The sequence below is a fragment of the Streptomyces lincolnensis genome, assembly GCF_001685355.1.
Lineage (GTDB): Bacteria > Actinomycetota > Actinomycetes > Streptomycetales > Streptomycetaceae > Streptomyces > Streptomyces lincolnensis.
Genome location: NZ_CP016438.1, coordinates 1,569,796 through 1,595,078 on the forward strand (window position 1 = coordinate 1,569,796; position 25,283 = coordinate 1,595,078).

A 25,283-nucleotide genomic window follows, 5' to 3' on the forward strand; every position below is an offset into this window, starting at 1 on the left:
ACGCGGGAACAGCCGACGGCATGGCGCCGGATGACCGGGCTGCCACGGTGATACCCCCCGGCCTGGGCAGGCGCTACCGGCTGCTGTCGTCCTTCCCCGAGGAGATCGGCGTCGGCGGACGGCTCTGGATCGCGGCTCCCACACACGGCCGGAGCAGCCAGGTGCTCCTGAAGGTGCACCAGCCGGGCTTCTCCCCCGACGACGTCCTCAAGGAACGCGTGCGCTCGCACTGCGGTGCTCATGTCGCCGCTCTCAAGAATCACGGCATCGAGGCCGCCCCCGACGGGCGGCCGGTCTCCTGGGAAGAGCTCGAATGGCCGGCGGGCGGGCGTCTGCGGGACGTCCTGGAAGGGGTCAGGGACTCTTCGGGTGCCGGACCCCACGGCGGCCTTCCCGAGCAGACGGTCCGAGCGATTCTCTTCGAACTCACCGCGCTGATCGAGGCCTGGAGCTCGGACGCCAAGGCGATCGTGGCGGATCTGTCCACGCACACGTTGCTGTGCCGGATCCCCGGCGGGGCCGGGCTGCTCGTCGCCGACCTCGACGGTGCGGCCTCGGTCGGCGCCTCGCGTTCGCGCGGTCCGGAACTGCCCGTGACGCCCTATCTCACGCCACGGCATCTGGTGCGCCAGGGAAGGTGGCACGCCGCCGACAGCTGGCCCAGTGTCGCTGTGATCATCCACGAACTACTCACCGCGGAAGCGCCCTTGGCGGATGTCGTCGGCAACCAGGCGATGACGGATGCCGTCCTGGCCCGGCAGGCGCCGCCGTCGATCGGTGAGCCGGCCTGGGACGAGCTTCTGCGCAGGCTGTCCGCGGCTGATCCCGCGGAGCGATGGGGCGCCTCGGACGTACGCGAGTGGCTGGAGAACTGTTCGGCCCGCCGCCCGCGGCAGGAGCCGTTCGTCTACAAGGGTGTCGGACACCAGGATCCGGCGGACCTGGTGGTGGCACTGGTCGACGACGGCGACCGGGCGACGGACTGGCTGCACAGCAACGACAACGCCGGTGATCTACTCATGTGGCTGGTCGAGGGCGGTCACGACGAAGGACTCGACGGGGGCACTTTCCGTCGCCCGGGGGCACGCAGGAGCGGCCCCTGGGCAGCAGAGATGTGTCTGGCCGTGCTCTCCGCCCGGTTCACACCGTTCGCCGCGCCTCGCTTCCACGGTCGGCCCATCGACGAGGACGGCCTCCGCCGGCTTGCCCGCGGCCACGCTGTCACCGTCATCCGCGATGTCCTGGACAGCGGGGTTCTCGAGGAGGCCGCACGTCACCAGTGTGCCAGGCACTCGACGGGAGCCCAGGGCTGTCCTGTCCTGGGGCGGCTCGCCGAGTTGGTCCCGCGCGCCGCCGAGGCGACACGGGAACGCGCGGTCAGGGCTCTGGCCGCCGTCCGCGACGAGGCCGCGGACACCGACGCCCGGCTGAGGGCCGACATGGCGGAGCTGTTCACGGCGCACCGCCACGACGCCGGATCCGTACTGGATCTGCCTTCGGTCAACGACGACCAGCTGTACCCGACGGTCCTGCTGCTGGCGCTGGGCGACGAGGAGTTCCTCGCGAGCGCCGCCGACACCATCGGACGGGCACGGCCGAACCACTTCACCATGGCCTGGTGGACGCCACTGTATGAAGAGGCCCTCGCCGCGCTGCGGACTCAGGAAGCACCGGCGGCCGTGGGCGAAGCGAAGCCACCGGCGAAGGCGTCGGCCCCGCTCGGTGCTCCGGCGATCAGCGCGGTAGCGCTCGCCCTGATGCTGGCGGATCAGGTGGTTCTGCACGCCGGCCATCACCGCCGGGCCCGCCGGGCACAGCTGCAGGCGGTGCTCCGGCGCAAAGCCATGGAAGCCTGTGTACGGATCCGGCAGGCCACCGGACGCGGATCGGTGGAAGACCGCCAGGCGGCGGTGGAGCGCCGCAGGGAAACGGCCCGGCGGGCACACCAGGGGCTGCTCACCGTGCGGTGGCTGTGGCTGCTGGTTTTCACCGTGGCCCTGCTCGACTTCGCCGGATACGTCGCGTACGGCTGGCAGCCCTACACTCCGCCGCCGGCCGCCGTAACGGCCGCCCCCGATCGCGGCACGCCGAAGAAGGCGAGCGGCACCGATCCCCCGGCCTGGCGCTCGGCTCCCCTCCTGTGGCAGGAGGCCAGGACCGAGGTCGACGGGGACGAGACGCCCGGTTGGGTCGACTCATGGGAGAACGCGTCCGTCGAAGTGGCTGAGACCCGGCCCGAGTGGCTCGACGACGGGGCCGTGTTCGGCTGGAAGGCTCATCTGTCAGGTGTTCGGCCCTGGTTGCCCGCCCTCTGTTCGCTGCTCGCGATGGCCGCCGCACTGCGGTGGGCGGTGCGTACGGTCCGTCTCCGTACAAGGGTGGCTTTCGCCGTCCTGGGCAGCGTCGCCGCGGTCGCACTCGCCTGGCACCTGTGGGCGGACGGACTGGTCCACGCGTTGCTCGGCGTCACGCTGGCACTGCGTTGGCCGTGGCCCGCACTGTTCCTGCTCGCCGGTCTGATCGTCTCTCTCAGGCTCCTCGGCCCCAGAGAGAGCACGCGCCCCGACAACAACAGCACCTATCGACGATGACGATCCGCCGAAGCTTCCCACCACCAACGGAAAGAGGACCGATGGCAACCGCAGAACAGTACGAGAGGGCTCTGGTCAAGGCCGAACGGCTTGGCATCGGATCGCTCGACAAGCACGATCTGGACCTGCTCATGGCCCTGTACAAGGAGAGCGGTTCCCGTGGAAACCGCGCCCGTCGAGCCGTCGACGGGAAGTAGTGGCGCTCCGGTCCCCCGTCGGCAGCCGAAACTCAGGAGTGAGTCATGGGATTGTTTTCAAGCACCGAGGAGATCGACCTGAGCCCTCCCGGCCTTGTCCCGGTGAGTGACCGAGTGGCCGAGCAACTTCCCGATCCGGGGGAGTACTTGCTGAGACTTCTTGGCGGCCTGTCCCCCGAGTCCTACGAGTTGGCCGCCGCGGAGATCGATCGGGTTCGGCACGCCAATGGGGCCGTCGTGGGCGCCAAGCTCAAGGGTGTCGCATACCGGGACTGGAAGAGCGGCCCTCTCGCCTTGCTTGTCGGCCTGCTGGCGGCCGACGGGATCACCACCGGAGCCTGGGCGTCCTTCGGCCTGGGAAGGAAGCAGAACCGAGAAGTCGGAGCGATCGTCCAGGCGCTCGTCCAGGAGCAGGGTGTCCCCGCCGCGGCAACGTGGACCGTCACCCACCGGGCCGAGAAGTGCGATGTGGACTTCCTGGCCGAAAGCTTGACCGCCTCCTACGAGAAGCAGGCGGGCCTCATCACGAACGGAGATGTCATCAAGGCGTTCCGCAAGTGGCAACGCTAGCCCCGAAGAAGCCCGGCCTTTCCCAGGCATAGGAAGGGCACCTGGTCAGGGCGCACGCCCGGCGGCTCGTCAGGTGCGGCAACCCATGCCGATGGGGGGCCGCGGAGGCGTCGTCGAGGTCGAGGCCGTCGGCGGACCAAATCGCCGCCCGTAGGCCCCAAAAGTCCCGTTTCCACAGGTCAGACTAGGTGCCTCGCGTGTACCACCATGAGACGAAAAACCTTCTCGTCTCATACAGCCCGAAGAAACTCGGGTTCTTCCAGAGCCTGAAGTCGGTTGCCTGGAGGCATCGTTGCGCTCCAGGCAACCCGACATGGCAGGTACCCGCTGTAAGCGATGCGATCTCTCACCCGCGACTACCCACGCGCCGAAGTCTCTTCACGAGGCGGCGCCGTCGAGGCGCGTACCACGAGTTCGGTGGCGAGTTCGATGTGGTGGGACTCGACCTTTTCACCGTTGGCCAGTCGGAGGGCGGTGCGCAGGGCCGCACCGCCCATCTCCCGTAGTGGCTGGCGCACGGTGGTCAGTGGCGGTGAGGCCATCTGAGCGAGGCTGGTGTCGTCGAAGCCGACCACGCTCAGGTCTTCGGGGACGCGCAGGACTCGGGTGCGGGCGGCCTCGATGACACCGATGGCGATCTCGTCGTTGCCTGCGAAGATCGCCGTCGGTGGCTCTTGCAGGCCCAGTAGCGCCGTGGCACCGAGCAATCCGGTCTCGTACGTGAATTCTCCGGGCCGGACGTAGGCGTCGGGTACCTGCGCTCCTTCCGCCTCCATGGCGGCGCGGTAGCCGTGCATGCGTGCTTGGTTGCATACGGCCATGGCCGGTCCGCCGATGTAAGCGATGCGGCGGTGCCCCAGGGAGAGCAGGTGGCGGGTCGCGGCCAGGCCGCCGGCGAAGTTGGTCGACCCGACGCTGTGGACGCGGCTGTCCGGCAGGTGCAGTGGGTCCAGCACGACCAACGGCAGCCCGGACCGGGCCAGTTCGTTCAGGTGCGTTGTGGTGTACACGCTGGTGACCGCGACGACGGCGCGGCGCCCGGCCGAGACCAGGTCCCGGGCCCAGTGCGGGGCATGGGACGCCTTGCTGATCACCACCGAGGCCCCCGATGCGGCGGCGGAGTCGATGATGCCTTCCAGGGTCTCGGCCACGTACGACTTGAGGCTGCCCTGGAACTGCACCTCGATGGTGGGGCTTTCGACGACCTCGGAGTGGCGGAACACGGGCGCGAGGTAGTCGTGCTGATGCAGCAGTTCCTGCACCCGGCTGCGGGTGTGCGGCGCCACGTCACCGCGACCGTTGACCACTTTGGACACGGTCGCGACGGAGACTCCCGCCGCTTGGGCGATGTCCGCCAAGGTGGTGCGCCTGGCGTTCGGACGCATCGGTTCCTCCCAGCTGTACGTCCACCGGTGTGGTGAGCTGCCGGCCGGGCCGGCACTGCGGGTGGAACCGGTCAACCGTACGGCAACCCGGCACCGAGCTCGTCCGGTCCGGCCACACGTCCCGGGCGCTTGCCGACGCAGCGGCTGCCGAGTTGCGCGACCTTGCGCATGACCTGCACCGACAGTGCGTCAGCCGCGGCCATCGCATCGCCTCTCTGTCCCCAACCAGTCGATTTCGAAACAGTTTCGGTCCCTGCCAGGCTTTCTCGAGGGTCGCTCTTTCCCGATACTACGCGGCTGGCGGCAGCACAACAACGCACCTGCACACACCTTGACAGGGCGTCAGCCCGAAACCTAATTTGCACGAACAGAGCTCGGAAAAGGCTGTTTCGAAAACCTTTCACCATGACTCACATGACTCACGAGAAGCCGATGGCTCTCGAGTGCGGAGAAGAACATGGCGCTCTCCCGACGTACCCTCCTCGGCCTGGCCGCCGGCGTGCCGGCCTCTGCGGCCCTCGCGGCCTGCGGCTCGTCCGGCCCCAGCAAGGGCGACGGCACGGCCACGTACTGGCACCTGAGCGGCCAGCCTCAGGAAGGCGTCAGGACCGGTGCGGTGGAGCGGTTCAACGAGGCCAACCCCAAGGGGCAGATCAAGGTCACCACCTTCGAGAACGACGCCTACAAGACGAAGATCAAGACCGCCATCGGCGCCGGGAAGGCGCCCACCGTCATCTGGGGGTGGGGCGGCGGCACGCTGCGCACCTACGTGGAGGCCAAGCAGGTCGACGACCTCACCCCGTGGTTCGACGAGAACCCTGACATCAAGAACCGGCTCTTCCCGTCCTCGTTCGGCGCGGCGACCGTCGACGGCAGGATCTACGCGATGCCGTTCGAGAGCGTGGAGCCGATCGTCCTGTTCTACAACAAGAAGGTCTTCGCCGACGTCGGCGTGGAGCCGCCCCGGTCCTGGAACGACATCATGGCCCTGGTGCCCAAGTTCAACGCGGAGGGCATAGCGCCGTTCTCCCTCGGCGGCCAGTCCCGGTGGACGAACATGATGTGGCTGGAGTTCCTGTTCGACCGCATCGGCGGCCCCGAGGTGTTCCAGGCCGTCTTCGACGGCGAGAAGGACGCCTGGTCCCACCCGGCCGCCATCGAGGCGCTGACCAAGGTGCAGGACCTGGTCAAGGCGAACGGATTCATCAAGGGCTTCTCCTCGATCACCGCGGACTCCAACGCCGACCAGGCGCTGCTGTACACCGGCAAGGCCGCGATGATGCTGCACGGCTCCTGGTCGTACGGCATCCAGCAGACCGAGGGCGGAGACTTCGTCTCCAGCGGCGGCCTCGGTTTCATGAACTTCCCACCCGTCGAAGGCGGCAAGGGCGATCCGGGCAACTCCGTCGGCAACCCCGCCCAGTACCTGTCCATCTCCTCGAAGGCCAGCGCCAAGCAGAAGGAGATCGCGAAGGACTTCTTCGCCACCGGCGTCCTCGCGGACAACGAGGTGAAGGAGTGGATCGACACCGGGGCGGTGCCGATCCGGAAGGGCTCGGAGAAGCTGCTGGCCGAATCCAAGAGCTCCGAGTTCCTGCAGTTCGTCTACGGCATCGCCAGCAACGCGAAGGCGTTCGGCCAGTCCTGGGACCAGGCGCTCAGCCCGACGGCCGCCGAGACGCTGCTGGACAACATCGCCAAGCTGTTCCAGCTGTCCATCTCGCCGCGGCAGTTCACCGAGAATCTCAACAAGGTCATCGGCAAGTGAGCACACTCACGGGCTCTGCGGGGCGCGAGAGCCGGCGCAGCATCCTGCCCTGGCTGGCCGTGCCGGCGCTGCTGTTCTTCGTCGGCTTCGCCGTGGTCCCGCTCGTCGGCGTCTTCGTGCTGAGCTTCACGACGTGGGACGGGATCGGCACCATCCACCCGTCCGGGCTGACCAGCTGGCGTGCGGTGCTCACCAACCCCGGGCTGCCGCACGCCCTCTGGGTGACGTTCCTGGTGATGGCCGTGTCCTGGGCGGTTCAGACACCGGCGAGCATTCTGCTCGGCACGTTCCTGGCCGGCCGCCAGCGCTACCGCGCGGTGCTGAGCCTGATCTACTTCGTCCCGCTCCTGCTCAGCTCCGCGGCGATCGCGGTCGCGTACAGGGCGCTGCTGGACCCCAACTTCGGGCTGGGCGCAGGGCTGGGGTTCGAGTGGCTCAGCAAGGACTGGCTGGGGCGCCCCTGGCTCGCCTTCGGCGTCGTCGTCTTCGTCGTCTCCTGGCAGTTCGTACCGTTCCACTCGCTGATCTACCAGGGGGGCGTCCAGCAGATCCCGCAGTCCCTGTACGAGGCCGCACAGTTGGACGGCGCCGGGCAGATCCGCCAGTTCTTCAGCATCACGCTGCCCCAGCTCAAATACACCATCATCACCTCGTCGACGCTGATGGTGATCGGCTCGCTCACCTTCTTCGACCTCATCTTCGTCCTGACCGAGGGCGGCCCAGGAGACGCCACCCGGGTCCTCGCGCTGGACATGTACAAACGGGGCTTCCAGGCCGACCTGATGGGGCCGGCCAGCGCCATCGCGGTCATCCTCGTCCTGATGGGCCTCGCCATCGCCCTGCTGCTGCGCCGGCTCGGAGGCCGGGACGCCGGTGAGAGCCAGCTCGAGGGAGCCTGACATGACCACCACGCTGACCAAGCCGCACCCGCAGAAGACCACCCCACGCGAGCGAGGGCACCGTCCCGGTGCGACCGCCCGCGGGCGCAACTGGCTCGGCGGTCTGGCCGGATGGCTCTGGCTCGCCGTCGTCGTCGTACCCCTCTACTGGATTCTCATCACCAGCCTCAAGGCCCGGAGCAACTACTACGCGAGCAACCCGCTGGTGCCGCCGACCGACCCCACCCTGGACAACTACCAGCTGGTCCTCGAGTCCGACTTCATCAACTACTTCTGGAACAGCGTCGTGGTCACCGCCGGCGCGGTGGTGCCGGCGGTCGCGGTCTCCTTCATGGCCGCCTACGCCATCGTGCGCGGCTGGCGCATGCGGTTCCTGCGCGTGGCGAACGGCATGTTCCTCATGGGCCTCGCCATCCCGCTGCAGGCGACGGCCATCCCGGTCTATCTGATCATCATCAAGTTGCAGCTGTACGACAGCCTGCTGGCGCTGATCCTGCCGTCGATCGCCTTCGCCATCCCGCTGTCCGTGCTGATACTCGCCAACTTCATCCGCGACGTGCCCAAAGAGCTGTTCGACTCGATGCGGGTGGACGGAGCCACGGAGTGGGGGACGCTGTGGCGCCTGGCAGCGCCGCTCACCCGCCCGGCCATCCTCACCGTGACCATCTTCAACGCGCTGACCATCTGGAACGGATTCCTGCTGCCGCTGATCCTCACCCAGAGCCCTTCCCAGCGGACTCTGCCGCTCGCCCTGTGGACCTTCCAGGGCGAGTACGGGGTCAACGTCCCCGCCCTCCTGGCCGCCGTCGTCCTCACCACCCTGCCCCTGATCATCCTGTACGCGTTCGGCCGCCGCCAGCTGCTGAGCGGTCTGACCGCCGGATTCAGCCGTTGACCGGCTGCTCGGTCTACCTGTTCGCCCGTCGCGCCCCGGCCAAGGGGCTGACGGGCGTGGGAGGAAAGTGAACGCCAACGTGGCTGTGGACAACACCACCGGAATCTCCCTCTGGAACGACCCCACCCTTTCCGTCACCGTGAGAGTCGACGCCCTGATCGACGCGATGACCGTTCAGGAGAAGATCGCCCAGCTGTACGGAGTGTGGGTGGGCGCCTCCGATCAGGGCGGTGAAGTGGCCCCCCACCAGCACGACATGGAGGAAGCCGTCGATCTCGACGCGCTCCTGCCCGACGGACTGGGCCAGCTGACCCGGCCCTTCGGCACGGTCCCGGTCGACCCCGCCCTGGGTGCACTCTCCCTGGCCCGCACCCAGAGCCGTATCGCCGCCACGAACCGGTTCGGCATCCCCGCTCTCGCGCACGACGAGTGTCTGGCCGGCTTCGCCGCCTGGGGGGCGACGGCCTACCCCGTTCCGCTGTCCTGGGGCGCCACCTTCGATCCGGACACGGTGCGGCGCATGGCCGCCGCCATCGGCCGCGACATGCGTGCCGTCGGCGTCCACCAGGGACTCGCGCCCGTCCTGGATGTGGTGCGCGACGCCCGCTGGGGCCGGGTCGAGGAGACCATCGGCGAGGACCCGTACCTCGTCGGCACCATCGGGACGGCCTACGTGCAGGGCCTTGAGTCCGCCGGGATCGTCGCCACCCTCAAGCACTTCGCCGGCTACTCGGCCTCTCGCGCCGGCCGTAACCTCGCTCCCGCCTCCGTGGGCCCACGTGAACGCGCCGACGTTCTGCTGCCCCCCTTCGAGATGGCGATCCGTGAGGGCGGCGCCCGGTCGGTGATGAACGCCTACACCGACACCGACGGCATGCCCTCCGCGGCCGACGAGGATCTGCTGACCGGGTTGCTGCGCGACACGTGGGGCTTCGACGGCACTGTCGTCGCCGACTACTTCGCCATCGCCTTCCTGAAGACGCTGCACGGCATCGCGGCCGACTGGGCCGGCGCCGCCGGCACGGCGCTGCGCGCGGGCATCGACGTCGAGCTGCCCAATGTCAAGACATACGGCGCGCCCTTGGCCGAGGCCGTCGCCGACGGCCGTGTACCAGAGGCGTTGGTCGATCGCGCCCTGCGCCGGACACTCACCCAGAAGGCGCTGCTCGGCCTGCTCGACCCGGACTGGAGCCCCGTGCCGGCCGCGCTCGACGGGGTGGACCTGGACGACCCGGCCGCCCTGCGCGGCCGAATCGACCTGGACGGTCCCGAGAATCGCGCGCTGGCCCGCACGATCGCCGAGGAAGCGGTCGTGCTGCTGAGCAACGACGGCACCCTGCCGCTCGAGAGGCCGCGCCGCATCGCCCTGCTCGGTCCCAACGCCGACGAGCCCGTCGCCGTACTCGGCTGCTACTCCTTTCCCCAGCACATCGGCGTCCGCCACCCCGGTACCCCACTCGGCATCGAGCTGCCCACGCTGCGGGACACTCTGGCCGCCGAGTTCCCCGACACCGAGATCACGGTCGCCCGCGGCACCGGAATCGATGACGGAGATCTCTCCGGCATCCGCGAGGCCACCCGGGTGGCACGCGAGGCCGACATCGCCCTGGTCGTGCTCGGCGACCGCGCCGGGCTCTTCGGGCGGGGCACCACCGGCGAGGGATGTGACGTCGACTCGCTGGTGCTGCCCGGCGCGCAGCAGCAACTGCTCGACGCCCTGCTCGACCTGGAGACACCCGTGGTCACCGTCCTGCTCGCGGGACGGCCGTACGCCGTCGGCCGCGCCGTGGAGGAGTCCGCTGCGATCGTGCAGTCCTTTTTCCCGGGTGAGGAGGGCACTCACGCGATCGCCGGGGTGCTCAGTGGCCGTACCCATCCCTCCGGACGTCTCCCGGTCAGCGTGCCGCGCCGGCCGGGCTCCCAGCCGGCCACGTACCTCGGGGCGCGGCTCGCTCACGTCAGCGAGGTGTCCACCATCGACCCCACCCCCGCGTTCGCCTTCGGTCACGGTCTGTCCTACACGCGGTTCGACTGGACAGACCTGACCGTGGACGTCCAGGAGGCTCCCACGGACAGCGAGTTCACCCTCGCCTTCACCGTCCGCAACACGGGCGAGCGGTCCGGAACCGAGGTCGTCCAGCTCTATCTGCACGACCCGGTCGCCTCCGTCGTCCAGCCGGTGCAGCGCCTCGTCGGCTACACCCGGGTCGATCTGGAGCCGGGCGAGGCCCGGCGCCTCCGTGTCACCGTCCCGGCCGACCTCGCCTCCTTCACCGGACGCGACGGGCGGCGCGTCGTCGAACCGGGCGAGCTGGAAGTGCGGTTGGCCGCCTCCAGCGCGGATCCGCGCCTGACGGCCAGGGTCACGTTGACCGGAGCCGAGCGCCATGTGGATCACACGCGGCGCCTGCACGCCACGATCGGGCAGGAGCCGGTTGCCGGGGCCTGAACCAGGCGTGCGCAGCGCACGTCGCGGCAGCGGCAGCGCTGCGCACACGGGACCGCAGGGCCAGGCATGTGGTGGTCCGGGCCCGGTGCTTCCGGGGTGCCCTGTGACCACGCGGCCTGGTGCACATGCACAGGGAGGAAGGTGCAGAGCAGGCACCCGCGCCTGGAGGAGGAAGTTCCTCCGCCGTCGCCGTGCTCAGCACCGGCATGACGACTGCGGCGCCGCGGGCCGCGGGGCGTGCGGGTGAACTGCCGGGTCATGGGCCTCTGCGCGCCGCCCGTCATGGAGAACAGGCAGGTGTTCTTCGCAGCGAACCACACCGGTATCGCCCGAGCTTCGTCGTCTCACAGCACGCCGCGCCGGGCAAGGCTGCGCATCAGCGCTCGTACGCCGAACGTCCACGGCCCGGCCTGCTCGCTGGGGACGACGGTGTTGACCAGAGCGCCGAGTCGCGGGCTGGAGATCCGCACGATGTCGCCGTACTCGTGGGTGAAGCCCGCGCCGGGTGCCTGTCGGTCCTCGGTGGGGGCGAACAGCGTTCCGGTGAACAGCACGAAGCCGTCCGGGTATTGATGGTGCGGACCGTGCGTGGCGGCCACCAGGTCCAGTACGTCGCGGCTGATCTCGCGCATGGAACTGCTGCCACGCAGTACGTAGCCGTCCGTGCCGTCGATCCGGAGGTCGATGTCGATCCCGCGCACGGTGTCGAGGTCGAAGTCCTCGTCGAGCAGGCGGACGAACGGGCCGATCGCGCATGAGGCGTTGTTGTCCTTCGCACGGGACAGCAGCAGGGCGCTGCGTCCCTCGATGTCGCGGAGGTTGACGTCGTTGCCGAGCGTCGCGCCGCGTACCCGGCCGCGCGAGTCCACGACGAGGACGGCCTCGGGCTCGGGGTTGTTCCACACCGAGGCGCCGAGCACGCCGATGTCGGCGCCGGTGCCGACCGCGGACAGTACCGGGGCCTTGGTGAACACTTCCGGGTCCGGCCCGATCCCGACCTCCAGGTACTGCGACCACAGTCCTTCGGAGACGAGCAGTTCCTTGGCCTTGTCCGCTTCCGGCGATCCGGGACGGATGCCGTCGAGCGTGCCACCCACCACCTGCCCGACGCGGGCCCGTACCCGCGCGGCCTGCGCCGGATCGCCGCCCGTACGCTCTTCGATGACGCGTTCCAGCAGACTCCGGGCGAAGGTGACGCCCGCGGCCTTGATCACTTGCAGGTCGATGGGGGCGAGCAGACGCGGAACGTCACGGCGGCCGGCCGGTGCGGCGAGCAGTTCGTCCAGGTGCCAGACATGTCCGCCGTCGGCCTCGCGGACGACCGCCGCCGCGTCGTCGCGTTCCATGAGGTCGGAGACGGTGGGTGCGATGGCGGTCAGGTCGACGACCTGCTCGCCGCGGACCGCGGCCACACACGGTCCGTCGCATTCCGGGTCGTGGACGCGCGCGACGAGGGCGGCTCGGTCGGCGTCCGCGGGCAGGACGGAGCCGGCGGTGAGGACCGGACGAGGGCGCGCTGCTGCCGATTCCACGATCGATGCTCTCCTGGATTCGAGGGAATGCGAGGGGGTGGTGCGGTCACCTTGGGCGGGCTCAGTGGGAGTCGCGGGGGACCTCGTGTCCACGGCTTCCGCGCAGGAAACCGAAGTCGGCGCCCTGGTCGGCCTGTTCCACGTGCTGGGTGTAAAGCCAGGCGTAGCCGCTGGTGTGCCGCTCAGCGGGTGCCTTCCATGCCTGCCGGCGTCGTGTGAGCTCGGCGTCGTCCACGTCCAGGCGCAGGGAGCGGTTCGGGACGTCGAGGACGACCGGGTCCCCGTCGTGCACCAGGGCGAGAGGTCCACCGACGGCGGCCTCGGGCGCTACGTGCAGGACCACGGTCCCGTACCCGGTGCCGCTCATCCGGCCGTCGCAGACGCGCACCAGGTCCTTGACGCCGGCTTTCAGCAGCTTGGCGGGCAGCGGGACGTTGGCGACCTCGGGCATGCCGGGGTAACCCTTGGGGCCGGCGTTGCGGATGACGATGACGGTGTTCTCGTCGATGTCGAGTTCCGGGTCGTCGGCCACCTCGTGATAGGCCTCGGGGGAGTCGAAGACGCGCGCGGGGCCGCGATGGGTGAGCAGGTGCGGTGACGCGGCGGACTGCTTGATCACAGCGCCGTCGGGGCACAGGTTGCCGCGGAGGACGGCGATACCGGTGCCGGCCGGCTGGAAGGGGACGTCGAGGCCGGTGATGACGTCGGAGTCGACGCGTTCGGCATTGCCGGTGTTCTCGGCGATGGTGCGTCCGGTGACCGTGATCTGTTCGCCGTGCAGCATCTCGCCGCCGAGCAGCTCGGCCATGACGGCGGGCAGGCCGCCCGCGTAGCAGAAGTCCTCCATGAGGTACTTGCCGCTCGGCATCAGGTTGACCAGGGTCGGCACCGCCCGGACCAGGTCGTCGAAGTCCTTCAGGCTCAGCTCGACGCCGACGCGTCCGGCGATGGCGGTGAGATGGATGACGGCGTTCGTGGAGCCGCCGATGGCCGCGTTGACCCGGATGGCGTTCTCGAACGCCTCCCGGGTCAGGATCTGCGAGGGACGCAGCTCCTCCTCCACCATGCGTACGATGCGCTGCCCCGCCGCCTGCGCGGTTTCCATCCGCCGGGAGTCGACCGCGGGCCAGGCCGCCGAGCCCGGCAGCTGCATGCCGAGCGCCTCGGCCATGCAGGCCATCGTCGAGGCGGTTCCCATCGTCATGCAGTGCCCGTTGGAACGGGCCATGCACCCTTCCGCGAAGAAGCACTCCTCCTCGGTCATCCGGCCGGTCTTCAGGTCCTCCTCGAACTTCCACACGTGGGTGCCGGATCCCACGTCCTGGCCCCGGTACTTGCCGTTGAGCATCGGCCCGCCGGTGACCATGACGGCGGGCAGGTCGACGCTGGCAGCGCCCATCAGCATGGCGGGGGTCGTCTTGTCGCAGCCGGACAACAGCACGACGCCGTCGAGCGGATTGGCCCGGATCAGCTCCTCGACCTCCATGGCCATGAGGTTGCGGTACAGCATGGCGGTGGGGCGCATCAGGGTCTCGCCGGTGGCCATGGTGGGGAACTGGAGGGGCAGGCCGCCCGCCTGCCACACGCCGCGCTTGACGGCCTCGGCGACGCGTGTCAGATGGGCGTTGCACGGGGCGAGTTCGGAGGCACTGGTCGCGATACCGACGACGGGACGCCCGTCGAACACCTCGTGCCCGAATCCCTGATTGCGCATCCAGGAGCGGTACACCATCCCGCTGCGGCCCCGCGCGCCGAACCATGCCTGGCTGCGGCGGCTCGTCTTCTGACTGTCGGTCATGCAGGCACTCCCGTGGCTCTGGCGTCGTCCGCTCCGCGATGGGGCGTTGCCGGGTGAGGACCCGCAGGCCGTACCCTGTCATGCAATCATTAAATGATTCGATGAATGACGTCCAGGGGGCGAGCAGAGATCGTGGTGCACTTCCTGACCACGCATCAGCGCGTGGTCGACGGGCTCGGGCGGCGCATCGTGGGTGGCGTGTGGGAGCCGGGGGATCCGCTGCCGGTCGAGGACGCGCTCGCGGCCGAGATCGGCGTCAGCCGCGGGGTGGTGCGGGAAGCGGTCAAGGCACTGGTGGCCAAGGGGATGCTGCACGTACGCCCGCGCACCGGCACGCGCGTGCTGCCCCCGGAGCACTGGAACCACCTGGACCGTGACGTGCTGCGCTGGAAACAGGCCGGGGACGCCACGACTCTGCTGCGCGACACGGGTGAACTGCGCCGGATCGTCGAGCCCGAGGCGGCCCGGCTCGCTGCCGACCGGGCCGGCCCCGACGATGTACGCGTCCTGTACGACTGCCTGGCGGCCATGGAGGCCGCGGCGGCGGAACCCGGCCGCAGCGGCTACGTCGAGGCCGACATCGCCTTCCACCGGGCCCTGCTCGACGCCAGCGGCAACCGTCTCCTCGGCTCACTGGGCCGCGCTGTCGACATCGCGCTGGAGCACAGCTTCCTCGTCAGCACCCAGACCCCCGGCGCGGTGGAAGCCTCGCTGCCGGGTCATCGCGCCATCGTGCAGGCCGTCGAGGCCCGCGATCCCGCGGCCGCGGCGGCCGCCGTACTGGCCATCATCGAAGCCGCCGAACAGGAGATCGCCCAGTCACCCGGAATGCCCAGCGATGCCGTATGACCTGTCATCGAGGGCTGTTCGCGCCCTCGGGACACGTCGTGCCCGACGGCACTACCGGGTCACATCAGAGTCGCGGTCTCTTACCTCGGTGTCGTCACGACCTCGCTCCGTCTCCCGCATAGAGGTAACCACCGGGGTTGGCGGGGTCCGCGATCAGGAGTACCTGATCACCGGTGCGGGGGATGCGCAGTTTCGAGACGATGGTCCGGAGCGTGAACGGGTCGGCGGTGGCCCCGGCCAGCTGGAGGACCAGGTCGACGACCGGGTCGAAGTTGACCAGCCTGCCGGTGTCGCTGATCGACACGACGACGGCGGGGACCGTCGGTACGCCCGCGGCGAGCAGTTGCTGCACAGTGGCACCGGAGTTGTACGCGCCGAGCGACTGCTGGAGCTTGGCGTAGTCCTCGGCGCCGAGCGTCGCGCGTGTCATACGGCCGTAGAAACCCTTGCCGCCGGCCACCTGCTCCGCGATCTTCGCGGCCTTCTCCTCGCGGCTCTTTCCCTTGCCGAAGATTCCCATGTTGTGCCTGCCCTTCCGGTCCGTTCTGCCTGGTGGTGTGGACGTTAGGAGGCGGGCGGCGCCTACCGATCCCAGGTTCGACCACCAGTTCCCCCAGGACGTACGCTCTGCCCATGTCGATCCCCAGCCGGCCGTCGACCGGCGAGCGCCGTCCGCGCGCCATGGTCATCGACGCGGCTTGGCGCGGCCTCGGGCCGGGGCCCCGGGCGCTGAGCGGGCCCGGTGGCGCGCCGCTGACCCGGACGGTCAAGCTGATCGTGCTGCCGCTGATCGTCCGGCCCGCGCTGCGTCCGGAGCTAGCCGCCGACTTCCTCGACGCGCGGGAGGCGGAGCGACTCGACGCGCTGATACGGGAGTCCGGTGCGGTTCTGGAAGCGACGGCACGGTGGTTCACGCTGCTGAAGAAGACCCGCCGGGCCCTGGGGATCGTGGCGGGCAACCCCCAGGACCTGTATTTCCAGCGGTGCTTCGAGCTGGCGACCGAGCACGGGGCGCCGGGGCCCGGCGCGGACGCGGTGGCGAGGGCGGTGCTCGAAGACGTCGTGGACGCTTCCGGCGGACGCACGGTGGCAGCGCTGAAGGAGCATCTGGCGGACGCCTCCCGGCGCGCCCGCCTCGACGCCGAACTGGCAGCGGCATGGGATGAACGCGAAGCGGTACCGGGCGCCGCCGACGCGGGCTTGGCGGCCGAGGTCCTCGACGCCTGCGGTGCGGAGGAGGCCGATTCACCGGCCTTCGCCGCCATGGTCCGGGCCGGGCACGGCGGCCTGCTCGGGCGAGCCCTGTGGTCGGCCCACCCGGCCGACGTCTGGGACCGCGCCGACATACCCCCGCACCTCGGACTGACCGCGCACCGCGTGCCCCCGCGCCCCGAGGTCGGCCGGGGCGCCTCGACCGCCACCCTCCCCGCGCCGTTCGACCGCACGCTCTTCGAACGCCTCTTCACCGTGCTCCAGGCGTCGACCCACCGCGAGCAACTGCCCACCGTGCCGGAACTCGTCCGGCGGGAGGCCGCCCGCAGCTGCGCCCCGCTCGGCCTGCACGACGAGAGCCTGCGCGTCACCGTCGTACTCGGCGGCCGACTCGCGGTGGGCCTCGATCCGCTGGGCGCCGGGACCTCCGTGGCGGGGTCGACGGCGGCACACCGCATCGTCAACAGCCGCTGGCGGCGGGAGGCTTCGGTCCTCCGGGCCCGCAGGATGACCGTCTCCCCCAGTCCCGACCCGGACGGCGGTGTGCTGAACGCCCTCGCCCAGGACCTGCGCACCCCGTGGGCCGCGTACATGCGGCGCCTCTGGGTACGGCTGCACGGGCGCGACGTCCGCGACGCGGCACTGCCCGACGCGGCATCGGCCTGGGGCGTGCTCGACGGGGTCGCCCGCTCGGTGATGATGGACCACCGCGCACGAGTCCGTACGGCACTGCGCACCCTGTCGTCGGCCGCCGAGCCCGCCGCCGAGCCGAGGAGCGCGTGATGCCTGGACGGCGCTGTGCCATCACGCGAGCCGAGGACCGCACCGTACACATCGCGGGGCCCCCCGCCGGTCCCCCCTTCACCCGCGCCGTTCTCGACGTCGCGGGCGCCGTCCTGACCTGGCCCGTCCTCGACCCGACAGGTCTGCCGGCAGCAGAGATCCACGACGTGGGGCAGGCCCAGCAGTGGCTGTGGACGGTCTACGGCGAGCGCACGGCCGCCGCTGTCGACGCCGTCGCGTCGGACACGCCGGCCGCCGAGCTGACGCTGCCCGAGCAGCCAACCGCACTCGCCGAGGCCGCCGCCCGCCTCGCCCTCGGGCACTGGGCGGCCCGCTGGTGGCCGACGTCGTACCTGGACGGGATTCCCGCGCTCGAACCGGACGCGCTGGGCCTGGAGTTGGCCGCACTGACCCACAAGTGCCAGCAACTCCTGGACGAGTCGGGGGAGGCGGAGGGTGCCGAACTGCTGGAGGAGCACCTGGCCGCGCTCGACCCGCTGATCCGTTGGTGGCAGTCGGCGGGCCCGCCCCGCCAACTGGACGGTGTCCTACGGCTGATCGATGGCGCGGCCGACAACGCCGGGCTGGACGGGGAGGCGCTACAGCGCCTCCGGTCGGCCCTGGAGCGGGACTACAGGCCGACCGCCACGCCGCTCGACCTCACCGAACTCTTCGCACGGCAGCAGGAGTTCGCCCTCGTGGCAGGCAGTCTCCGCACCGCGACCGACCGCGTGATCGCCCGGGGTTCGGGGACCAACGACTGGTGCCGCTATCCTCCCGGCTTCGTCGACGCGTCCGAGGAGGCCGTGTCCTGGACGGCGTACGCGCTCGGCGCCGGGCGGCGGATCGAGGTCGAGGTCGTCGCCGACATCGCGGCCCCCGTGGGCGGAGTGCACCTCGCGGCGGAGGTCCACGTGGACGGCAGCCCGCCGAACCGCGTTCCGCTGGCCAGGCGGGACGACATGTGGACCGGCCGGGCGGACCTGGACATCCCGGCCTCGACCACACCGGGCATCGAAGTCGGCATCCTGCTGCCGGGGTTCGACCCGGGACCGGGTGCCGATGACCGTGCGGCACGTGAGGCGGTACGAGCCCTGGCCCGGCACCGACTCGGCGTCGCGGCGGCACCGCACGACAGGGAGGTCGCGCACCCGCACCCGTTCCTCGCCGAGATCGCGGCTGCCGCTGCCGTAGAGGAGGACTTCTAGCCCATGCCGGAAGACATGGAAGACCCTCAAGACCCGCAAGTCCTGGAAGACCCGGAAGCCGCAGCGGAACAGGAAGAACAGGCGGCAGGACTCAGCTACGGCGAGCCCTTCGACAGCGGCTTCGCGCTCGCCGAACGCCATCAACTCACCCCGGATCTCCCGGCGGCACTGGCCGTGTACGGCGAACTCCTGGCCGTGGCCGAGTCGTTCGAGGACTCCCCCGACGTACAGCTTCTGCGCGGGCACCTGTTGTCCGACATCGGGACGGTTCAGCTCGCGGCCACGGATCTGCCCGGGGCGGCCCTGTGCATCGGGCGGTCCCTCGATCTGGTGCGGGGCATCGCGTCCGTGCCGATGGGACCGAACGGCCGCCGACTGTGGCAGGAGGTCCTGCTGAAGACACTGCTGGCCAGGGTCGAACTGCTGCGCAGGACCGGGCGGTTCGACGAGGCACAGGAGGCGATGGCCGAGGCGACGGACCTGTTGTCGGAGTTCGACGACCCCGAGGGGCTGCGCACCGCCGAGATCGGCCTGAGCCGGGTGCATCTGCTGATGGACCGCAGCGCGTGGGGCGCGGCCGAGGAACTGGCCTCCGCGCTGCTGACCGACGCGCCGCTCGCCGAGCCGTATCTGCTGGACTGTCTGGGGGTCGTCTGCGCCTCGACCGTGCGGTTCGAGCAGGCGGAGGACTACTTCGCCCGCGCGGAGGAGGCCTGTCTGACGCTGGGCCACCACGCCGGGCGCCAACAGGTGCTCTCCCACCGGGCGTACGCGGCGCTGCGGGCCGGCGACCTCGACCGCGCGGAGGAGTTGTACGCGGAGGCCGCCGAGATCTTCGAACGGCAGGGCCAGGCAGAGGACTTGGCCGTCTGCGAACAGGCCCGTGCCGCCATCGCCGCACACCGCGGGGACGCGGCCGGCGCTGCCGCGCTGACGGCGTCCAGCCTGGCCCGCTTCCAGCAGGTCGGTGCCGCGATCGCCGCCGCCGACACCATGCTGATGGGCGCCCGGCACGCGTACGAGCGGGGCGACATCGACGAGATGAAGCGGCTCGCCCAGGGCGCGCGGGACGTGTACCAGGAGCGCGGGGTGTACGAGCGGTGCGCCCAGGTGGACCTGATGCTCGCGCGCACCCTTGAGGACAACCTGAACCGGACCGACCACGGCGACCACGAACGCGCCTCACTCGCCAACGCGCTCTCCCTCGCCCTGCCCGCCGCCCTGACGCTGGAAGCGGCCCGCTACGACTTCGCCACCGCCCACGCCCGCAGCCAGTGGCTCCAACTGGCCGACGAAGCCATGCAGTTGGTCTTCCGGCTGGCTCTCCGCAGCAACGACCAGGGGCTGATCTTCGAGCTGGTGGAACACCGGTGCGCGGGCGCCTCCCTGGCGCTGAGCCATACGTCCACCGCCGACAGGGCGGCGACGGTCTTCCCGGACGCCGCCATGAAGACGTACGGCCCCGATGACGACGCTCCCCTGACGCTGGGCGGCATCGCGGCCGAGGCCGCCGCCTCCGTCGGCCTGCGGGTCGCACCGCCACCGAAGATCGTGATGTCGGCGGAGGCGGGCGGCCGTACCGCGCTCCAGGAGTACGTCCAGGCAGCCGAGTTCCGCTATCACCGGCGGATCGTGAGCGAGGAAGAGGTGCCGTTCTGTCCGCCGACGATCTGACCGACGCGAACCGTCCGGTGGTCCAGGTCCGCCTCGCCGACGCCGGTGACCTGCACATGACCTGGACGTGGGCCCGTGGGGCCCAGGGCTTCGGCACCGGGTACACCCCGGGGCCGGACGTGGACGAGGCCGTCCGCGCGCTGGCCGCCGAACTGCCGGGCGGCGGCGCGGAAGGCATGCGGCGCGCGTTCGAGTCCGGTGCGCCGGCCACGTACGAGGAAGAGCGCCGCCTCTCCCGCATGCTGGCCGAGGTGCTGTGGCCGCCGGGCCTGACCGACCAGATCCGCCAGGTGTCCGCCCACCTGGGCCGTCCGCTGATGCGAATCCAGCCGTCGCCCCGGGTCGCCCAGGTCCCGTGGGAGCTGCTCGCCGTGGACGGTGACGACAGCGACGTACGGCTGATCGACCTCGTGGACATCGCCACCACCGCACCGGCATCGCTACGACGGGCAGGCACCACCCCGACCGATCAGGACCCGGACTCGGACGCCGTGGTTCTCGTCCTGGACCCCCGCGTCCCCGGCTTCCGCGCCGACTCCCCGCTCGGCTCGGTCCTGGGGCAGCCCGGCTCGGACCCGGCGCTCCTGTCCCTCGTACAGCGCAGGCTCGACGCGGGCACCGTCGTACCGTCCGTCGCCACCCCCGCCGAGGCCTTCCGCCGCACCGACCTCGACCGCGACTGGCTGGGCGAGGCGCTGCGCAAGGGTGCCCGTCGCCTGATGTACGTCGGTCACGTCAGCGGCGCCCCGGTCGAGGGCGGGCAGAGCGAGGACGTCACCCTGCACCTGTGCTGCGGCCCGGAGACCACGGGGATGACCGAACCGGTGCGCACCCACCGCCCGTTGTCCGCCAAGGACCTTCTCCTGGGCACGCTCCCGCTGCGCGCGGACGGTGTGCCGGGCGCTCGACTCTGGCCCGCACCGCCGCGCGTCGCGCTGATCGCCTGCGAGAGCGGCGGCGATCTCCGCTTCGCCGAGTCCTTCGGCCTGGCGACGGCGATGATCCACAACGGTGCCCAGCTGGTCACCTCCACCCGCTGGGTGCTCCCCACCAGCTTCGCCTTCCACCGCCTGGCCGGTCTGCCGGAGTCCGTACGACCGCTCACGGAGGCTGTGATCGCGGTGGACGCGGCCCACGAGGACCACGACCCGGTCCGCCGTCTCGGCGCCTGGCAGCGACAGCAGCTCGACCGGTGGCGCGCCCACGGTCGGATCGAGCACTCGCCCCTTCTCTGGGCGGCCCTGACCTGCATCGTCAGGTGAGGGGCCAGGGGTGGTGGAGGCAGTATCCGCCCACCCCGATCGCGGCGGTCCCGGTGACCAGCAGGGTGGCTACGAACCTGATGTTCGACGTGCGCTCACGGCGTTCGTGGTCGGGGTCGACGGTCAGGAGGGACGGGTCGGCGGGCGCGTAACGGAGGGGGATGTCACGGCCGAGGGACCTGGCGATGTTCCGGATGCCCTGCGTGCACAGCGCGGTGACCTCGACGCCCTCGTGGGTGGTGAAGGCGACGACGGAGGCGTGGCTGACGCTCTCGCCGCCTTCGCCGTCGGAGTGGACGTCCCTGGTGACGGCGACCACGCGGCCCTGGACGGTGACGCCCTCGGCCAGTTGAGCGGCGCGGGCGCGGACGTACTCGCCGTCCCGGCTCAGCGCGACGACGAGGAGCAGCAGGCCACCGACGCAGATCAGCCCCCACTGCCAGCCCCACGCGAAGAACGACTGGACGACCAGTCCCAACACCAGCAGGATCACCATGCAGTTCGGCCCGCCGGTCCCGGAGGTCCGCCCCTCGCTGCCCAGCATGAGGGAGAACCGCTCCGGCCGCCGCCGCGGAAACCGGACCGGGAACTCCTGCCCCACCCAGGCTACTTGCACCCGGTCGCCACGCTTGTTCTCGTGCCGCAGCCTGAACTCCCGCCCGGTGCCGGGGTCCTGGTACACGATCGTCACCGGTATCCCGTGCCGCCCCGACTCACCGTGTCCCGGCGGATGCACCTCCACGACCCGAGCCGTCACCCACACCGCCCGCTGCGGCCGGGTCAGCCCGGCCAGCGAACACGCGTAACCCACCAACGCCAGCCCCGCGGGCACCGTCCACCACAGCCCGAGCATCTCCTGCAGGTCCATGCGGCGAGGCTCTCGCCGCATGGCCCCCTACCGATCCCAGGTTCGGGCCGAGAACCGGCCGAGTGGAGCCAGGATCATCCTGGCTCCACTCAGTGGTGCGGGCCTGTCACTAGAACTGTGAGAAGAACCTCCAGATCTCTGCCTTGGTCCAGGTGGTGACGCCGCTTTCGCCGCCGGTGCCGTCGACCGGACCGGGTCCGTGGCCTCCGTCGAACGCGGCCCATTGGACCGGGTATCCGGCACGGCAGCCCGAGTAGGTGGTGGTGATGTGCGTTCGGCTGCCCGGCGCGGGCTCGCGCGGGCTCTGGGAGGTGCAGCCGTTGTTGCGGACGAAGGTGTCGCGCAGGGACCGTCCTTGCCCGATGTTGAGGACGTTGTCGCTGATGCCGTGGATGCCGAAGTAGGCGATGGGCTGGGTGCCGCCGCTGCACCCGCTGATCTGGGCGCCGGAGATGACCGCGACGGCCTTGAAGGCGTTGGCCCGGCTGCATGCGAGTGCGTAGCTCATACCGCCGCCCCAGCTGAATCCGGTGGCGAAACGCTGTGCCGGGTTGACACAGAGGCCGCCCTCGATGCGCCGGATCATGTCGTCCACGAAGGTGATGTCCTCACCGCCCGAATTGGCCCAGCCGTTGCCGAGGCCCTGGGGGGCGACGAGGATCGCGCTGTTGTTGGACTGCTCCTGTTGGCCGTAGTAGGACCAGGCGTTCCCGCTCGTGCCGCCCGAGGCGACGTCGCCGGCGGTTCCGCCCCGCCAGTGGAACGCGAAGATCAGGCGGTAGGGGCGGCTGTTGTCGTAGTTGGCGGGAACCCTGAGGATGAAGCTGCGGCTCTTGCCGCCGCTCTGAATCGTGTGCGTACCGCTCGACAGCGTCGGGGCGCTGCCGCATGCGGCGCCACCGCCACCGCCACCGGACGACAGCTTGACCAGCTGCCATTGCTGGTTGGCGCCGCTCCAGTCGGAGTACTGGACGACATTGCCGCCGTCGGCGGTGGAGGCGCCCTGCACCTCCACCGCCTTGCTGCTGGCGCGGTTGATCAGCCGGACGTGCCCCCCGTCGGAGTCGGCCAGGCGGAACTGCTGGTTGGTCCCGTTGTGGTCGGCCCACTGCTGGATCGCGGCACCGTCGGCGGTCGAGGCGCCGGCCACGTCGAGGACCTTGCCCGAATGCCGGGCCTTGAGGCGGTAGAAGCCGCCGCCGGAGTCCACGAACTGCCACTGCTGGTTGGTGCCGTCGCTGCGCGTCCACTGACTGAGCCGCGCGCCGTCGGCGGTGGCCGAGCCGGCGACGTCCAGCGCCTTGCCGCTGTTGCGATTGACCAGGGCGTACCAGGCGTTGGTGTCCACCGTCGCCGCCGAGGCGGGCGCCGGATTCACCACGGCGAGCATGCCGATCGCCAGGGTCGCCGCCACCAGGCCGGCGACCCGGGACCACCAGCGATGTCGGGGTGGAGGAGCGGGGGAAGCCGCACCGTAGGTCTTCATCGACTCACCCTTTCGTTTGTGGCAGGTCCCATCAGGTGCGGGTCCAGCGTTGGTTGCCGCTGTTCGAGCAGGAGGAGAGCTGGATCAGGGTGCCGTTGGCGGTGCCTCCCGCGACGGTGTCGAGGCAGAGACCGGACTGCACTCCGGCGATGGATCCGTCGGAGTTGAGGCGCCATTTCTGGTTGTCGCCGCCCCAGCAGCTGTAGATCTGGACCTTGGTGCCGCTGCCGGTGCCGGCGGCGTCCAGGCACTTGTTGCCGTAGACCCTGAGCTCGCCGGCGGCGGTGGACGTCCACTGCTGGTTGGTGCCGCTGTGGCAGTCCCACACCTGGAGCTGGGTGCCGTCAGTGGTGCTGTTGCCCGGCACGTCCAGGCAACGGCCCGACGCGACGCCCTTGACCGGTCCTGATTCCGCCGGAGGGTTGGTGGAACCGCCGTTGAGTGCGTTGAGGACGGCGGTGTAGGCGGGCTTCTTGCTGCCGTTGTCGTTGAACAGCAGCGGCGTGTGCTCCCGTCGCCAGGAGTCGCTGTCGCGCACACCCCAGACGGTGATCCCGAGGCAGCGCGGGACGGCCAGGCAGTCGTTGGTCACGGCGGCGTAGGTCGTGGGCGAGGCACCCTGGATGTCGAGTTCGGTGATGGCCACGTCGACGCCGAGGGCGGCGAAGCTCTGCAAGGTGGTGCGGAAGTTGCTGTTGTAGGGGCTGCCGTTGTTGAAGTGCGACTGGAACCCGACGCAGTCGATCGGCACGCCGCGCTGCTTGAAGTCGCGGACCATGCGGTACATGGCCTGGGTCTTGGCCCAGTTCCAGTCCTCGACGTTGTAGTCGTTGTAGCAGAGCTTGGCGGCCGGGTCGGCGGCGCGCGCGGTGCGGAAGGCGACCTCGATCCAGTCGTTGCCGGTGCGCTGGAGGTTGGAGTCGCGCCGGGCTCCCGAACTGCCGTCCTCGAAGGCCTCGTTCACGACGTCCCACTGGCGGATCTTGCCCTTGTAGTGGGCCATCACGCCGTTGATGTGGCCGATCATCGCCTGGCGCAGGTTGCTGCCGCTGAGGCCCTGCATCCAGCCGGGCTGCTGGGAGTGCCAGGCCAGGGTGTGGCCGCGCACCTGCTTGCCGTTCTGCACCGCCCAGTTGTAGACGCGGTCGGCGGCGGTGAAGTTGAACTGGCCCCGCTGCGGTTCGGTGGCGTCGATCTTCATCTCGTTCTCGGCCGTCACCGAGTTGAACTCACGGCTCGCGATCGACGTGTACGCGGAGTCGCCCAGCCTGCCCGAGGCGATGGCGGTGCCGAAGTAGCGGCCGCTCTGCGCCGCCGCGGCGCCGAGCGTGGTCTCGGCGGCCTGTGCGGGCGCCGGTGCGACCAGCGCACCGGTCGCACCGAGGACGCCGACGACCAGCGCCGGCAGCAGGCCGCGCATCTTCCGGCGGATAGCGGGTCTGGGAAGGGCATACGAGCCCATGGCTGTGCCTCCAAGGTAGAAGTCACGGAAGGACTGGAGCGCAGGGGAATGCGTGCGTCGCCCGCTCCCATTCGGGGGAAGGACAGAGCGGTCGAACCAGGGCATCACGGCACTACCGGACACCGCAGTGATGAAACCGGGACGATCTCAACCGGCACGGATGCCACCCGGCCGGCCGTCCGGTGACATACGGCTTGCGGCGGTGGTGTTTCGACAAGGCACAGGGACTGGCATGGGGGCACTCCATCGCGGCTCAGCCGGGGGACCGCCACGCGGCGTCGCATACCTCTTCAACTGCGCGAAGAGCCAGGATGCGCTGGTGCGAGCCTCACCGGAAGAAATGGGGTGACGCAGGGGCTTTGGTGCGCGGATCTGCTGTGCGGCACAGATTGCTC

The 25,283-nt window shown here is 70.2% G+C and carries 20 protein-coding genes; 12 read left to right on the forward strand and 8 right to left on the reverse strand.

What is annotated here, in order from left to right:
- Positions 1-20 precede the first annotated feature (20 nt).
- From SLINC_RS06950 to SLINC_RS06955, 3 genes are read left to right on the forward strand one after another with little or no spacing between them, the layout of a single operon-like run.
- On the forward strand, positions 21-2,591 hold the full coding sequence (locus SLINC_RS06950; RefSeq protein ID WP_067427989.1) for a protein kinase family protein: 2,571 nt from the start codon (positions 21-23) through the stop codon (positions 2,589-2,591).
- A gap of 41 nt (positions 2,592-2,632) precedes the next feature.
- Positions 2,633-2,788 (forward strand): hypothetical protein, encoded by a 156-nt coding sequence (locus SLINC_RS47900; protein WP_159425326.1) that lies wholly within the window; start codon positions 2,633-2,635, stop codon positions 2,786-2,788.
- 45 nt (positions 2,789-2,833) lie between these two features.
- Positions 2,834-3,358 (forward strand): hypothetical protein, encoded by a 525-nt coding sequence (locus SLINC_RS06955; RefSeq protein ID WP_067427992.1) that lies wholly within the window; start codon positions 2,834-2,836, stop codon positions 3,356-3,358.
- A gap of 356 nt (positions 3,359-3,714) precedes the next feature.
- Here the strand turns inward: SLINC_RS06955 and SLINC_RS06960 are convergent, their stop codons facing one another.
- Together SLINC_RS06960 and SLINC_RS50010 are read right to left on the reverse strand one after the other, a co-directional pair.
- Entirely contained in the window at positions 3,715-4,743 is a 1,029-nt protein-coding gene (locus SLINC_RS06960) for a LacI family DNA-binding transcriptional regulator (protein WP_067427994.1), read from the reverse strand.
- A gap of 71 nt (positions 4,744-4,814) precedes the next feature.
- Positions 4,815-4,946, reverse strand: coding sequence for a hypothetical protein (locus SLINC_RS50010; protein WP_257785179.1), 132 nt, complete (start codon positions 4,944-4,946; stop codon positions 4,815-4,817).
- Between the two features lie 254 nt (positions 4,947-5,200).
- Between SLINC_RS50010 and SLINC_RS06965 the strand changes: the two genes are divergently transcribed.
- The 4 genes from SLINC_RS06965 (at position 5,201) to SLINC_RS06980 (ending at position 10,754) form a co-directional block, all read left to right on the forward strand.
- Positions 5,201-6,511, forward strand: coding sequence for an extracellular solute-binding protein (locus SLINC_RS06965; RefSeq protein ID WP_067428001.1), 1,311 nt, complete (start codon positions 5,201-5,203; stop codon positions 6,509-6,511).
- Positions 6,508-7,410: a carbohydrate ABC transporter permease gene (locus tag SLINC_RS06970; RefSeq protein ID WP_067428005.1), complete on the forward strand. Its 903-nt coding sequence runs from the start codon at positions 6,508-6,510 to the stop codon at positions 7,408-7,410. The genes SLINC_RS06965 and SLINC_RS06970 overlap by 4 nt, the downstream gene beginning before the upstream one ends.
- A 1-nt stretch (position 7,411) precedes the next feature.
- A complete protein-coding gene (locus SLINC_RS06975) occupies positions 7,412-8,305 on the forward strand; it encodes a carbohydrate ABC transporter permease (protein WP_067428006.1) in 894 nt (297 codons plus the stop codon).
- Between the two features lie 67 nt (positions 8,306-8,372).
- On the forward strand, positions 8,373-10,754 hold the full coding sequence (locus SLINC_RS06980; RefSeq protein ID WP_067428007.1) for a beta-xylosidase/alpha-l-arabinosidase: 2,382 nt from the start codon (positions 8,373-8,375) through the stop codon (positions 10,752-10,754).
- Between the two features lie 344 nt (positions 10,755-11,098).
- Here SLINC_RS06980 and SLINC_RS06985 read toward each other — a convergent pair whose 3' ends face one another.
- On the reverse strand, positions 11,099-12,286 hold the full coding sequence (locus SLINC_RS06985) for a fumarylacetoacetate hydrolase family protein (RefSeq protein ID WP_067428008.1): 1,188 nt from the start codon (positions 12,284-12,286) through the stop codon (positions 11,099-11,101).
- A gap of 61 nt (positions 12,287-12,347) precedes the next feature.
- Complete coding sequence (locus SLINC_RS06990) at positions 12,348-14,084, reverse strand: IlvD/Edd family dehydratase (RefSeq protein ID WP_067428010.1); 1,737 nt, start codon at positions 14,082-14,084, stop codon at positions 12,348-12,350.
- Positions 14,085-14,189: 105 nt separating this feature from the next.
- Between SLINC_RS06990 and SLINC_RS06995 the strand changes: the two genes are divergently transcribed.
- Entirely contained in the window at positions 14,190-14,933 is a 744-nt protein-coding gene (locus SLINC_RS06995; RefSeq protein ID WP_067428012.1) for a FadR/GntR family transcriptional regulator, read from the forward strand.
- A 94-nt stretch (positions 14,934-15,027) separates the two neighbouring features.
- On the opposite strand, the gene SLINC_RS07000 is transcribed toward SLINC_RS06995, so the two are convergent.
- A complete protein-coding gene (locus SLINC_RS07000) occupies positions 15,028-15,453 on the reverse strand; it encodes a hypothetical protein (protein ID WP_067428014.1) in 426 nt (141 codons plus the stop codon).
- Between the two features lie 113 nt (positions 15,454-15,566).
- On the opposite strand from SLINC_RS07000, the gene SLINC_RS07005 reads away from it, so the two are divergent.
- The 4 genes from SLINC_RS07005 to SLINC_RS49230 are packed head-to-tail and all read left to right on the forward strand — an operon-like array spanning position 15,567 to position 21,072.
- Positions 15,567-16,928, forward strand: coding sequence for a hypothetical protein (locus SLINC_RS07005; RefSeq protein ID WP_067428016.1), 1,362 nt, complete (start codon positions 15,567-15,569; stop codon positions 16,926-16,928).
- Positions 16,928-18,136: a hypothetical protein gene (locus tag SLINC_RS07010; RefSeq protein ID WP_067428018.1), complete on the forward strand. Its 1,209-nt coding sequence runs from the start codon at positions 16,928-16,930 to the stop codon at positions 18,134-18,136. The genes SLINC_RS07005 and SLINC_RS07010 overlap by 1 nt, the downstream gene beginning before the upstream one ends.
- Positions 18,137-18,151: 15 nt before the next feature.
- On the forward strand, positions 18,152-19,810 hold the full coding sequence (locus tag SLINC_RS49225) for a hypothetical protein (protein WP_225988272.1): 1,659 nt from the start codon (positions 18,152-18,154) through the stop codon (positions 19,808-19,810).
- Positions 19,811-19,827: 17 nt separating this feature from the next.
- Positions 19,828-21,072, forward strand: coding sequence for a CHAT domain-containing protein (locus tag SLINC_RS49230; RefSeq protein ID WP_225988273.1), 1,245 nt, complete (start codon positions 19,828-19,830; stop codon positions 21,070-21,072).
- On the opposite strand, the gene SLINC_RS07025 is transcribed toward SLINC_RS49230, so the two are convergent.
- The 3 genes from SLINC_RS07025 to SLINC_RS07035 all read right to left on the reverse strand — a co-directional run bounded on the left by SLINC_RS07025 (position 21,065) and on the right by SLINC_RS07035 (position 24,888).
- The gene (locus tag SLINC_RS07025) at positions 21,065-21,940 is read right to left on the reverse strand and encodes a DUF3592 domain-containing protein (RefSeq protein ID WP_067428025.1); all 876 of its coding nucleotides are present in this window, start codon (positions 21,938-21,940) and stop codon (positions 21,065-21,067) included. The genes SLINC_RS49230 and SLINC_RS07025 overlap by 8 nt on opposite strands.
- Before the next feature lie 109 nt (positions 21,941-22,049).
- The gene (locus tag SLINC_RS07030; protein ID WP_067445114.1) at positions 22,050-23,357 is read right to left on the reverse strand and encodes an RICIN domain-containing protein; all 1,308 of its coding nucleotides are present in this window, start codon (positions 23,355-23,357) and stop codon (positions 22,050-22,052) included.
- 100 nt (positions 23,358-23,457) lie between these two features.
- A complete protein-coding gene (locus tag SLINC_RS07035; protein ID WP_067428027.1) occupies positions 23,458-24,888 on the reverse strand; it encodes an endo-1,4-beta-xylanase in 1,431 nt (476 codons plus the stop codon).
- Positions 24,889-25,283 lie beyond the last annotated feature (395 nt).

Coding starts and splice junctions, on each gene's coding strand:
- SLINC_RS06950 (WP_067427989.1), top strand. CDS start 21: ATGGCGCCGGATGACCGGGCTGCCACGGTGATACCCCCCGGCCTGGGC.
- SLINC_RS47900 (WP_159425326.1), top strand. CDS start 2,633: ATGGCAACCGCAGAACAGTACGAGAGGGCTCTGGTCAAGGCCGAACGG.
- SLINC_RS06955 (WP_067427992.1), top strand. CDS start 2,834: ATGGGATTGTTTTCAAGCACCGAGGAGATCGACCTGAGCCCTCCCGGC.
- SLINC_RS06960 (WP_067427994.1), bottom strand. CDS start 4,743: ATGCGTCCGAACGCCAGGCGCACCACCTTGGCGGACATCGCCCAAGCG.
- SLINC_RS50010 (WP_257785179.1), bottom strand. CDS start 4,946: ATGGCCGCGGCTGACGCACTGTCGGTGCAGGTCATGCGCAAGGTCGCG.
- SLINC_RS06965 (WP_067428001.1), top strand. CDS start 5,201: ATGGCGCTCTCCCGACGTACCCTCCTCGGCCTGGCCGCCGGCGTGCCG.
- SLINC_RS06975 (WP_067428006.1), top strand. CDS start 7,412: ATGACCACCACGCTGACCAAGCCGCACCCGCAGAAGACCACCCCACGC.
- SLINC_RS06990 (WP_067428010.1), bottom strand. CDS start 14,084: ATGACCGACAGTCAGAAGACGAGCCGCCGCAGCCAGGCATGGTTCGGC.
- SLINC_RS06995 (WP_067428012.1), top strand. CDS start 14,190: ATGACGTCCAGGGGGCGAGCAGAGATCGTGGTGCACTTCCTGACCACG.
- SLINC_RS07000 (WP_067428014.1), bottom strand. CDS start 15,453: ATGGGAATCTTCGGCAAGGGAAAGAGCCGCGAGGAGAAGGCCGCGAAG.
- SLINC_RS07005 (WP_067428016.1), top strand. CDS start 15,567: ATGTCGATCCCCAGCCGGCCGTCGACCGGCGAGCGCCGTCCGCGCGCC.
- SLINC_RS07010 (WP_067428018.1), top strand. CDS start 16,928: ATGCCTGGACGGCGCTGTGCCATCACGCGAGCCGAGGACCGCACCGTA.
- SLINC_RS49225 (WP_225988272.1), top strand. CDS start 18,152: ATGGAAGACCCTCAAGACCCGCAAGTCCTGGAAGACCCGGAAGCCGCA.
- SLINC_RS07025 (WP_067428025.1), bottom strand. CDS start 21,940: ATGGACCTGCAGGAGATGCTCGGGCTGTGGTGGACGGTGCCCGCGGGG.
- SLINC_RS07035 (WP_067428027.1), bottom strand. CDS start 24,888: ATGGGCTCGTATGCCCTTCCCAGACCCGCTATCCGCCGGAAGATGCGC.